This window comes from Bacillus cereus group sp. BfR-BA-01408 (assembly GCF_022663305.1).
GTDB classification, from domain to species: domain Bacteria; phylum Bacillota; class Bacilli; order Bacillales; family Bacillaceae_G; genus Bacillus_A; species Bacillus_A pacificus.
The window spans coordinates 38,159-48,706 of the sequence record NZ_JAKUFF010000029.1 but is presented as its reverse complement, the minus strand read 5'-3'; the positions used below and the strand labels follow the sequence as shown (position 1 = coordinate 48,706).

Sequence of the window (10,548 nt, the reverse complement as noted above, 5' to 3'; positions counted from 1 at the left end):
AGGGGGAAATGAAAAATGGGAACAATCGTATGCCAAGTATGTGAAGGAACAATCGGACATTTTGAAGATGAAAAATCAACAGTACTATACGGGAAATGTGGATCTCATTGCGACTGTGACCATAAAGAACATTCAAAAGCTTAAATAAAAAAAGCGCCTACATATGTAGGTGCTTTTTTAATAAACTGTAGTTGTGTTGCCAACTGTTGCAACAATTGCATCATCTCTAATCGGAATAAATCCTATGGATGTCTGTGGTGTGTTAGGAGAAGCGTGGTAGCTCATAAGACGGCTATCGATACGGGTAATAGTATCGGTTAAGAAAGCGGAAATAAAAGCGTAAGGGACTCGTCGCTCATTTAACGCGTATATAATTTCTTCTTTTGTTTTTACACCTACGCCATGCCCATAAAAAAAGAAATTTCCTAGATAGATTGTATTTTCTCCTTGCCACTCGATTGTAGCTGGGTTCACTTGTGGATTTTTAAAGTAAACGAGATCACCTGGGACAAGATCGCCACCCGTCTTTGTTATGAGCTTTAAATCTTGATCGTAGTCCCACGTATAAAGTAAAAGGTTTGCAAAGAGACGGTTGAAGGTTTCTTCCTCATATAATGCTAGTAAAGCTTTGTAAAAAATAATGATCATAGCGGTGGCACATTCAGTTCCATATAGTTTTCCGTTTTTGAAAATATCTTGTATGGCAATGGAAGGGGGTATGTTTGGAAGGAGCTCGAATCCTCCAAGAGATGTTCTTTTCCAATACTGAGGGTTACAAAAAGATTGTTGAAATGTGCGAAACTGAAAACCACTTTGAAAAAGTTCTAATGCAGAAGTAATAATATGAACACGCAAATTTAGATCAAAGCTGAGTTCACCAGATGTTCGGAAGGAATAGATTTCTTGATTTCCTGCCATTATAGATAAAATTTGTTGTTTCTCATTTGCAAATGGCTCATATTCATTTGTGATATAAGGATGTACAATAGAACGGCCTATTACAATCATAATAGTATCCCCACCTATACGTTACATTACATAATATCGTATGATAAAAGGCCAAAAAGGTGAAAGAAAAGCCTATCAACTGATAGGCTTGTGCTCTTTAATCACGCGTAATGTTTGTAATGTCATATCTTCAGGACCTTGTACAGGTAAACCTGCTTCTAAGTTTTTACGAATATACTCTAAGTTATCTTGTGTAATAATTTCCCCCGGAGTAAAGATTGGAATCCCTGGCGGATAAACCATAACGAAATCAGCTATAATACGACCTGCTGCATTTTCAAATGGGATGACTTCTGTTTCCGAATAAAAAGCATCTCGAGGAGAAAGTGCTAAAACAGGTATTTCTGGAATTTCTACTTGTACTTGAACACCTTTATCAGCTTTATTTTTAAATGTTGCTGATAAATCTTGTAATGCTGCAATAAGTGTATTTGTCTCACTTTCTGTATCCCCAAAAGTGACAAGACATAGTATGTTGTATAAATCTGAGAGCTCTACTTCAATGTTATATTGTTCTCTAAGCCATACTTCAGCCTGATGGCCTGTAATACCTAAATCTTTTACAGATACAATTATCTTTGTGGGATCATAGTTAAAAGTAGCATCCGTACCTAGCATTTCTTTCCCTGGACAGTAAAGATGTTCAATATCATTTATAGCATCACGAACTTGTTCCGCTAATTGTATTGTTTGTTCTATGAGTGCCGTTCCTTCTGTAGCAAGACGTTTTCTAGCAACATCTAGGGAGGCTAACAAGATGTAAGACGTTGATGTAGTCGTAAGCATGCTAATAATAGATTGAACATGTTTTACGTTCACAAGGCCTTCTTTTACATTAAGAATAGAACTTTGCGTTAAAGATCCACCTAATTTGTGAACACTTGTTGCTGCCATATCTGCACCGGCTTGCATCGCTGACATCGGCAGTTCATCGTGAAAATGAATATGAACACCATGAGCCTCATCAACGAGTACAGGGATATCGTAAGAATGTGCTAATTGTACAATCTGTTCTAAGTCCGCAGCAAAGCCAAAGTATGTTGGGTTAATAACAAGTAGGCCTTTCGCATCTGAGTGCTCTTCAAGTGCCTTTTTGACAGATTGAATTGTGATTCCATGTGAAATACCAAGTTTTGGATCAATTTCAGGATGCATGAAAATAGGTTTTGCACCTGAGAAAATAATAGCTGACATTACTGATTTATGCACGTTTCGTGGTACTAGTATTTTGTCACCAGGACCGCAAACGCTCATCACCATTGTCATAATTGCGCCACTTGTACCTTGAATAGAAAAGAAAGTATGATCCGCACCAAATGCAGCGGCTGCTAAATCCTGTGCTTCTTTAATCATACCTTTTGGATGATGTAAATCATCGAGCGGCGCAATATTAATTAAATCAATTGCTAATGCATTATGCCCAATAAATTCGCGAAATTCCGGATCCATGCCCTGTCCTTTTTTATGCCCTGGAATATGGAATTGAATTGGATTTCGCTTACTGTGCTCAACTAAAGCGGTAAACAATGGTGTTTCGTATTGGGACAATCTATACACCCCTTCTTTTTTTTATATTTATTAGAGTTTGTTTTATATAATCTTGTTCTAAAAAAGTTACGTTCTTTTTTAGAATGAGACTTGTTTTTCTGCCATTCACAAAAGCTTTTTTGAGATGGGAGCTTCACTTTATTTTCTATAAAACAAAAGCATTATATCACCAATAATTATAGATGTATAGCAAAAAATATTTTTACGGTGAGTATGTTAAATAGTAGCTTCCTACTAACTTCTAGTGGAAGGCAATTCCATTAAAATGAATAAATAGTGTATAATGCAAAGTGGCTATAGTGAAGTAGAAAAAATCACTTTAAGATAGCGTATTCAAATAAGAAGAAATGATAAATGAGGTGCGAAATGGAATATCAATATCCGTTAGATTATGATTGGTCAAATGAGGAAATGGTTACAATTGTGAAGTTTTATGAAGCGATTGAGAAAGCATATGAAAAAGGAATTGTAAGAGAAGAATTAATGGGTTTATATCGTCGTTTTAAAGAGATTGTTCCATCGAAAGCAGAAGAAAAGAAAATTGATAAAGAGTTTCAAGAAGTAAGTGGATATTCTATATACCGTGCGATTCAGAAGGCTAAAGAAATTGAAGAAGAAAAGCTTGTGAAAATGTAAAAAATATTTTGAAAAATAAAAACTGAAGTGATATAATGTGATAACAACTAAAAACGGACAATATAAATTGTCCGTTTTCTACTATCGATTACAAAGTGCATATAAAGGAAGGAGTGATTGCATCGTAGATTCAATCTTAGCAAGGAATTGTTCGTTGGTCATTGCTGAAAACTCCTCTGGTGATATATGAATACCAACTAATAATTCTGCTTTTTTCACAGTAGCTAGACGTTCAATCATCTTTTGTAAATCATTTGTTTCAAGTGTTTTATGTAATTTTACACTTGGTTTAGTATGGTCAATGGACCAAACGAAGTCATTTGGAATATTTGTTTTTAAATCATTTATATGTTCTAAGAAGGCGTGAGCCGTCTCCACTTTTTGTGGACACTCATAGATTAAACCAAAGTATATGAAGGCATGAGTACCCCATAATCCAATTTGGAAATGTGGTAGCATTTTATATCCGCGTTTATTTGTTGAAAAAGCAACCCAAGTATCGTTTGGTGGATTGACTTTGCGACGTGCGTGTTTTGCTACATGATAAAAAAAGTTCTCATCAGTTTGTTTGGATAAATACGCTGCAAACTGTTCCCCTAAAGCTTCTAGCTTAGGATGAATGTTCGTTTTAATTGCACTCATTCGTTCTTCGAGACCATCAACTGTAAAGACCTCAAAATCAGTTGATTTGAATGTTTGTAGTGTCATGATTGTTCCTCCAACTCCTATTTTGCTTTTATTTTAGCATAGCTTGTACTATTCATAAAAAAAACAGCACAAAAAAATTTAAATAAAAAAATATAATTTTGTTGCATAGATGATTTATCCAACATAGTATAGTATAAAACAAAAAATCAGAAAATTGAATCAATTCTAGTCCGAGGGCAGACGAATATTGGGAGGAGGCAAATAATATGAGACAGGTGATTAATGCGTTAAAGAGAACAGATGCTGAAAAGAGAATACCGGTGCTACGTTTGGAGCTAGATTATGAATTAGCGACTTTATATGATGCGATGATGGAAAATGATAAACAGAAAAAAGAAGAGTGTGTACAAAAGTTAGAAGTGTTAAGACTTGAAATGATTCGTTTAGAAGCGTAATAATAGTATATGTATAAAAAATTAGTTGGTGCGAACCTTATAAAGGGTTCGTTTTTTCTGTGAACAGTATAGATCGGAGTGTTTAAACATGCAAGAAGTATGGAAAGACATCGATGCACACGCCAAACAGTGGATTCGGGATGCGGGAGAGCGTTTAATGGCATCAATGAAAAAAGCACTTATTATAGAAACAAAATCAAATGCAGCTGATTTAGTAACAAATATGGACCGAGAAATAGAGCAGTTTTTAATTGGGAAAATTAAAGAAACATTCCCACATCATCATATTTTAGGTGAAGAGGGCTATGGAGACGAGGTAACTTCTTCTGACGGGGTTGTTTGGTTAATTGATCCAATTGACGGCACGATGAACTTTGTTCACCAAAAAAGAAATTTTGCAATTTCAATTGGAATTTATGAGAACGGTATCGGAAAGATTGGACTTATTTATGATCCAGTTCATGATGAATTATATCATGCGTTAAAAGGGGCTGGAGCATTTTGTAATGAAGTACCAATACCTTTATTACAAAAAGGTACTGTAGAGCAAGGTATTGTAGCTTTAAATGCGATATGGCTTACCGACAATCCATTGCTTAATATGGAAAGTATGATGGCACTTGTTAAGAAAGCAAGAGGCACGAGATCATATGGCTGTGCAGCATTAGAGATGGTATACGTTGCAACTGGAAGAATCGATGCATATGTAACGCCTAGATTATCACCATGGGACTTTGGTGGGGGACAGATAATTATAGAGGAAGTTGGAGGCAAGGTAACAACATTCTCCGGAGCGCCACTTTCTATCGTAGAGAAGAGTAGCGTATTAGTTGCGAAGCCAGGGGTGTATGAAGAAGTGTTATCGTTTATATCCAAGTAACAAAAAAAGTAAGAGGCTGTATACAGGCTTCTTACTTTTTGACGTTATTGCGATTTACGCATTTTTCTTTTTGTTACAAAACCGTATCCAACTGTAACAAATGTGCCGATAATGCAAATAATAATACCGATTGGACTATTTTCAGCAATCATAATGCCGATACCGATTAAGAAAATAACACCGATAATTGCAGTTAATAAAAAGCGATATTGAATGTGTTCCATTTCTTCACCCTCCAATCTCATTTTACTTTCACAAAAGTAAGAATACAACTATATTTTCATTCTTGATTTTATTTTAATTGCTATTGTATCCCCTTCGCTCTTATAATAGAGAAGGATTAAAAAGACATTAGGAGTTGGACATGTTGAAAAAACGACAAGATTTACGTAATATAGCAATTATTGCCCACGTTGACCATGGTAAAACAACACTTGTTGACCAGTTATTACGTCAAGCGGGGACTTTCCGTGCGAACGAACACGTTGAAGAGCGCGCAATGGATTCAAATGATCTAGAAAGAGAGCGCGGTATTACAATTTTAGCGAAAAATACTGCGATTCACTATGAAGATAAAAGAATTAACATTTTAGATACACCAGGTCACGCTGACTTCGGTGGAGAAGTAGAACGTATTATGAAAATGGTTGATGGTGTTTTACTTGTTGTTGATGCATATGAAGGTTGTATGCCACAAACACGATTTGTTTTAAAGAAAGCTCTTGAGCAAAACTTAACTCCAATCGTAGTTGTAAATAAAATTGACCGTGACTTCGCTCGCCCTGATGAAGTAGTTGATGAAGTAATCGACTTATTCATCGAACTTGGTGCAAACGAAGATCAATTAGAGTTCCCAGTTGTATTTGCATCAGCAATGAACGGAACAGCAAGCTTAGATTCAAACCCAGCAAATCAAGAAGAGAATATGAAATCATTATTTGATACAATTATTGAACATATTCCTGCACCAATTGATAACAGCGAAGAGCCACTTCAATTCCAAGTAGCACTTCTTGATTACAACGACTATGTTGGACGTATTGGAGTTGGACGCGTATTCCGCGGTACAATGAAGGTTGGACAACAAGTTGCTTTAATGAAAGTAGACGGAAGCGTAAAACAATTCCGCGTAACAAAATTATTTGGTTACATGGGATTAAAACGTCAAGAAATTGAAGAAGCAAAAGCTGGAGACTTAGTAGCTGTTTCTGGTATGGAAGACATTAACGTTGGTGAAACAGTATGCCCAGTTGAACATCAAGATGCGTTACCATTATTACGTATTGATGAGCCAACACTACAAATGACGTTCCTTGTAAATAACAGTCCATTTGCAGGTCGTGAAGGTAAATACATTACATCTCGTAAAATTGAAGAGCGTCTTCGTTCACAATTAGAAACAGATGTAAGTTTACGTGTAGATAATACAGAGTCTCCTGATGCATGGATCGTATCTGGACGTGGGGAACTACATTTATCTATCTTAATTGAAAACATGCGTCGTGAAGGTTATGAACTACAAGTATCTAAGCCAGAAGTAATTATTAAAGAAGTTGATGGCGTAAGATGTGAGCCTGTAGAGCGTGTACAAATCGATGTACCTGAAGAATACACTGGTTCTATTATGGAATCTATGGGTGCACGTAAAGGTGAAATGTTAGATATGGTGAATAACGGAAACGGTCAAGTTCGCCTTACTTTCATGGTTCCAGCACGTGGTTTAATTGGTTACACAACAGAATTCTTAACATTAACTCGTGGTTACGGTATTTTAAACCATACATTCGATTGCTACCAACCAGTACACGCTGGACAAGTTGGTGGACGTCGTCAAGGTGTTCTAGTTTCACTTGAAACAGGAAAAGCATCACAATACGGTATTATGCAAGTTGAAGACCGTGGTGTAATCTTCGTTGAACCAGGTACAGAAGTATATGCTGGTATGATTGTCGGAGAACACACTCGTGAGAATGACTTAACAGTTAACGTTGTGAAAATGAAACAACAAACTAACATTCGTTCTGCGACGAAAGATCAAACTTCAACAATGAAAAAACCACGCTTAATGACTTTAGAAGAATCATTAGAGTACTTAAACGATGACGAGTTCTGTGAAGTAACTCCAGAATCCATTCGTTTACGTAAAAAGATTCTTGATAAGAGCGAACGTGAAAGAGCTGCTAAGAAAAAGAAATCTGTAGAAGCGTAAAATAGTAAAACAGCTACCTTTAATTAAGGTAGCTGTTTTTTTATGTTTATTTTTTAGAATATTTACTCTTTTTGTGGACAGTATTTTTTTCACAGGTTACTCTTGTATTAAGTACATAAAGAAAAATGGTTTGATTTATGAGGAAGGGGGATAAATAGTGTTAGAAAGAATGTCGTTTTTTGCGAAGTTATGTAAAGTTGATGAAAATCCAGAACTAGGGATGTGGTTACTGTATGGCGTCATTATTATATTAAGTGCACTTGTGTATAATTTAGGTTTTGCAAGAAAGCTATCTATGATAAAAAATATAGTGATATATATATCGTTAGCGATTGGGTGTACAGTGTTAACTTTCTTTGCAGTTTTTTTACCTGTTGGAGAGGGGCTTGTTGTAGCAGCAATTGTACTTGGGATTTATAGGTTGAGATTACGTCAAGCAAGACAACAAAAAGCAGGATGAGGGGGAAGCTTTATGCGTTCCGTACAAGATGCGTTATATAATTGGTTAACAATTAAAACAGTTGCCGAAGCACGTCCGGATGATAGTGCTGCAAAAGAAACGTATTTGTTATTTCAAAATATGATATATGAAGAACATAAATTGAGAAATGTGGAAGTTAAGAAGAACGAGGAAATGTATGTAGTTACATATGAAATAAATGGAGAAAGAAAATCTGCAAGGTTTCCATTAGAAGCTATTGATTGTTTTTTGGATCAAATGAATCGCGAACCTGAAAAATATAAATAAGTCCTTTATCATATTGATAAAGGACTTATTTATATTTTACCAATCGTCTTCGACTTTTTTATCACGATATAATCGGAAATTACCACTTGCATGACGTTCCATCGTACGTTCAGCAATTCGTTCCGAACATTCCATGCACATATATGTATGAATAGGGCGATTACGCAGTTTTTTTGCCATAGGATTTTCATCATCTAACATATCTTTTTTATCACAAATCATACATTTGACTCTCATTTCGTCACCTCAATACGAATTCTATCAGTATAAGTATATCATGGAAGTGTAATGTTTTTGAATAATAGCGGGAAAAAATAATATTTTCGCAATTCAAAAAATAGGTTATGATAAGGATATATGAAGTATATTTGGAGGTGGAAATATGGCGAATGTAGTAGAGCCCACATTAACGGATGATTTAGTACAAACGTTACGTAAAGAGTGTATTGTTATGGTAGCAACAACAGATTTTGAAAAACAAGTTCCTAACGTAAGTGCTATTTCTTGGGTGTATGCAGTGAGTAAAACTAGTATTCGATTTGCAGTAGATCAACGTTCACGTATTGTGGAAAATATAAGACATAGTACTGGAGTGGTATTGACTATAATGGCGAATGAATCCGTATTTTCCATAAGTGGTGCAGGTGAAATTTTGACTGATAGAATGGAAGGCATTCCTTTAAAATTGACTGTAATAGAAGTAAATGTACAAGAAGTACGTGATGTTATGTTTTATGGTGCAAAACTTGCAATTGAACCAACATATGAAAAAACGTATGATCTTCGTGCAGCTAAAAAGCTCGATAACCAGGTGTTAGCAGGAATGAAAGAATTATAAATGTGATAAATAAGAAAGTCAGTTATTAACTTTTGTAATTACTTATTGTGATTTTATGTTAATAATTATAATTAAAAGTAATATATTGAATAGAAATGAATAAAAAATAAATAAAAGGTTTAATGGCTATAAATTTCGATTCTACCTCGTTTATACGGTACATATAATTATAACAATGGTTCGTCCATATTTTATGGATGAAACCCTTGTTCTACAAATTTAAAAGTGGAGTCAGGGGGTAACAGGTTGGATAAAATTTATGTGTTAGATACGAATGTACTTTTGCAGGATCCTTTATCTATTTTTTCATTTGAAACCAATGAAGTAGTGATTCCAGCAGTTGTATTAGAAGAGGTTGATTCGAAAAAACGTTATATGGATGAAGTAGGACGAAACGCTCGTTATGTATCTAAGTTAATAGACAAATTTCGTGAAATAGGAAAACTGCATGAAAGTATTCCGCTAGAAAACGGCGGTACATTTCGTATTGAATTAAATCATCGTTCGTTTGTCCAACTACAAGATATTTTTGTAGAAAAAACAAATGATAATCGAATTTTAGCTGTAGCAAAAAATCTATCTTTAGAAGAACAAGAAAAAGAGGACGGGAAGTCTGTTATTTTAGTAAGTAAAGACGTGCTCGTAAGGGTAAAAGCAGATGCAATAGGTTTAAAGGCGGAAGATTATTTAAGTGATCGGGTTATTGAAGTGGAAAATATATATTCAGGATTTTTAGAAGGATATATATCAAAAGAACAATTGGATTATTTTTATGAAAAAGGCGAATTGCCTTTATCCGAAATTGCAAATCATCCTTTTTATCCAAATCAGTTTGTAGTAATGAAAGATGCGTTAGGTGGATCTAGTTCAGCACTAGGTATTGTGGATCATTTAGGTAAGAAGGTAAAGAAACTTATTTTTCATAATGAACAAGTATGGGGAATACGACCACGAAATGTGCAGCAAATTATGGGATTAGAATTGTTGCTTCGTGAAGATATTCCGCTAGTCACGCTAACAGGGAAAGCTGGTACAGGAAAGACATTACTAGCTTTAGCTTCGGGGCTCATGCAAACGGAAGATTTAGGGTTATACAAAAAACTACTCGTTGCACGGCCAATTGTTCCAGTTGGGAAAGATATCGGTTATTTACCGGGAGAAAAAGAAGAAAAGTTAAGACCGTGGATGCAACCGATTTTTGATAATCTAGAGTATTTATTTAATACGAAAAAACCAGGAGAGTTAGATGCTATTTTAGCTGGAATGGGTTCGATAGAAGTAGAAGCTCTTACGTATATACGCGGGAGAAGTATTCCAGATCAATTCATTATAATTGACGAAGCACAAAATTTAACGAAGCATGAAGTGAAAACGATACTAACGAGGGTAGGAGAAAAAAGTAAAATCGTATTAATGGGAGATCCTCAGCAAATTGATCATCCGTATTTGGATGAGTATAATAACGGTTTAACATATGTTGTAGAGAAATTTAAAGAGCAACGTATTAGTGGTCATGTGAAATTTGTAAAAGGGGAGCGATCTAATTTAGCTCAACTAGCAGCAGATTTATTATAAAAA

General features: G+C 35.2%; 14 protein-coding genes. 9 read left to right on the top strand and 5 right to left on the bottom strand.

What is annotated here, in order from left to right; all coding sequences use genetic code 11:
* The first annotated feature begins 15 nt into the window (after positions 1-15).
* Positions 16-144, top strand: a complete 129-nt coding sequence (locus MR083_RS14215; protein WP_000536793.1) for a GapA-binding peptide SR1P — start codon at positions 16-18, stop codon at positions 142-144.
* Between the two features lie 33 nt (positions 145-177).
* Here the strand turns inward: MR083_RS14215 and MR083_RS14210 are convergent, their stop codons facing one another.
* Both MR083_RS14210 and speA read right to left on the bottom strand, forming a co-directional pair.
* A complete protein-coding gene (locus MR083_RS14210) occupies positions 178-1,008 on the bottom strand; it encodes a protein-glutamine gamma-glutamyltransferase (protein WP_000635350.1) in 831 nt (276 codons plus the stop codon).
* 75 nt (positions 1,009-1,083) lie between these two features.
* Positions 1,084-2,556, bottom strand: coding sequence for an arginine decarboxylase (gene speA, locus MR083_RS14205; protein WP_242269484.1), 1,473 nt, complete (start codon positions 2,554-2,556; stop codon positions 1,084-1,086).
* A gap of 366 nt (positions 2,557-2,922) precedes the next feature.
* Here speA and MR083_RS14200 point away from each other — a divergent pair, with 366 nt between their 5' ends.
* The gene (locus tag MR083_RS14200; protein ID WP_000456556.1) at positions 2,923-3,192 is read left to right on the top strand and encodes a UPF0223 family protein; all 270 of its coding nucleotides are present in this window, start codon (positions 2,923-2,925) and stop codon (positions 3,190-3,192) included.
* An 81-nt stretch (positions 3,193-3,273) separates the two neighbouring features.
* Here the strand turns inward: MR083_RS14200 and MR083_RS14195 are convergent, their stop codons facing one another.
* The gene (locus MR083_RS14195) at positions 3,274-3,900 is read right to left on the bottom strand and encodes a YktB family protein (protein ID WP_000175082.1); all 627 of its coding nucleotides are present in this window, start codon (positions 3,898-3,900) and stop codon (positions 3,274-3,276) included.
* A gap of 206 nt (positions 3,901-4,106) precedes the next feature.
* On the opposite strand from MR083_RS14195, the gene MR083_RS14190 reads away from it, so the two are divergent.
* Positions 4,107-4,295: a hypothetical protein gene (locus MR083_RS14190; protein ID WP_001250168.1), complete on the top strand. Its 189-nt coding sequence runs from the start codon at positions 4,107-4,109 to the stop codon at positions 4,293-4,295.
* Between the two features lie 88 nt (positions 4,296-4,383).
* On the top strand, positions 4,384-5,175 hold the full coding sequence (locus MR083_RS14185) for an inositol monophosphatase family protein (RefSeq protein ID WP_242269483.1): 792 nt from the start codon (positions 4,384-4,386) through the stop codon (positions 5,173-5,175).
* A 44-nt stretch (positions 5,176-5,219) separates the two neighbouring features.
* Here MR083_RS14185 and MR083_RS14180 read toward each other — a convergent pair whose 3' ends face one another.
* A complete protein-coding gene (locus MR083_RS14180) occupies positions 5,220-5,399 on the bottom strand; it encodes a DUF5325 family protein (RefSeq protein WP_000400127.1) in 180 nt (59 codons plus the stop codon).
* A gap of 140 nt (positions 5,400-5,539) precedes the next feature.
* On the opposite strand from MR083_RS14180, the gene typA reads away from it, so the two are divergent.
* The 3 genes from typA to MR083_RS14165 all read left to right on the top strand — a co-directional run bounded on the left by typA (position 5,540) and on the right by MR083_RS14165 (position 8,132).
* Positions 5,540-7,384: a translational GTPase TypA gene (gene typA, locus MR083_RS14175; RefSeq protein ID WP_000914763.1), complete on the top strand. Its 1,845-nt coding sequence runs from the start codon at positions 5,540-5,542 to the stop codon at positions 7,382-7,384.
* Positions 7,385-7,541: 157 nt separating this feature from the next.
* Positions 7,542-7,844, top strand: coding sequence for a YlaH-like family protein (locus MR083_RS14170; protein WP_073531183.1), 303 nt, complete (start codon positions 7,542-7,544; stop codon positions 7,842-7,844).
* 12 nt (positions 7,845-7,856) lie between these two features.
* Positions 7,857-8,132, top strand: coding sequence for a hypothetical protein (locus tag MR083_RS14165; RefSeq protein WP_001258149.1), 276 nt, complete (start codon positions 7,857-7,859; stop codon positions 8,130-8,132).
* Positions 8,133-8,168: 36 nt separating this feature from the next.
* Here MR083_RS14165 and MR083_RS14160 read toward each other — a convergent pair whose 3' ends face one another.
* On the bottom strand, positions 8,169-8,369 hold the full coding sequence (locus tag MR083_RS14160) for a YlaI family protein (RefSeq protein WP_001995040.1): 201 nt from the start codon (positions 8,367-8,369) through the stop codon (positions 8,169-8,171).
* Between the two features lie 145 nt (positions 8,370-8,514).
* On the opposite strand from MR083_RS14160, the gene MR083_RS14155 reads away from it, so the two are divergent.
* Positions 8,515-8,970 (top strand): pyridoxamine 5'-phosphate oxidase family protein, encoded by a 456-nt coding sequence (locus MR083_RS14155; protein WP_000024588.1) that lies wholly within the window; start codon positions 8,515-8,517, stop codon positions 8,968-8,970.
* 246 nt (positions 8,971-9,216) lie between these two features.
* A complete protein-coding gene (locus tag MR083_RS14150; protein WP_000358083.1) occupies positions 9,217-10,545 on the top strand; it encodes a PhoH family protein in 1,329 nt (442 codons plus the stop codon).
* Positions 10,546-10,548: the final 3 nt, after the last annotated feature.

Bases quoted from the DNA above. Each gene is read 5' to 3' on its own strand.
- MR083_RS14195 (WP_000175082.1), bottom strand. From the start codon at position 3,900: ATGACACTACAAACATTCAAATCAACTGATTTTGAGGTCTTTACAGTT.
- MR083_RS14160 (WP_001995040.1), bottom strand. From the start codon at position 8,369: ATGAGAGTCAAATGTATGATTTGTGATAAAAAAGATATGTTAGATGAT.
- MR083_RS14185 (WP_242269483.1), top strand. From the start codon at position 4,384: ATGCAAGAAGTATGGAAAGACATCGATGCACACGCCAAACAGTGGATT.
- MR083_RS14180 (WP_000400127.1), bottom strand. From the start codon at position 5,399: ATGGAACACATTCAATATCGCTTTTTATTAACTGCAATTATCGGTGTT.
- typA (WP_000914763.1), top strand. From the start codon at position 5,540: ATGTTGAAAAAACGACAAGATTTACGTAATATAGCAATTATTGCCCAC.
- MR083_RS14200 (WP_000456556.1), top strand. From the start codon at position 2,923: ATGGAATATCAATATCCGTTAGATTATGATTGGTCAAATGAGGAAATG.
- MR083_RS14190 (WP_001250168.1), top strand. From the start codon at position 4,107: ATGAGACAGGTGATTAATGCGTTAAAGAGAACAGATGCTGAAAAGAGA.
- MR083_RS14215 (WP_000536793.1), top strand. From the start codon at position 16: ATGGGAACAATCGTATGCCAAGTATGTGAAGGAACAATCGGACATTTT.
- MR083_RS14165 (WP_001258149.1), top strand. From the start codon at position 7,857: ATGCGTTCCGTACAAGATGCGTTATATAATTGGTTAACAATTAAAACA.
- MR083_RS14155 (WP_000024588.1), top strand. From the start codon at position 8,515: ATGGCGAATGTAGTAGAGCCCACATTAACGGATGATTTAGTACAAACG.
- MR083_RS14210 (WP_000635350.1), bottom strand. From the start codon at position 1,008: ATGATTGTAATAGGCCGTTCTATTGTACATCCTTATATCACAAATGAA.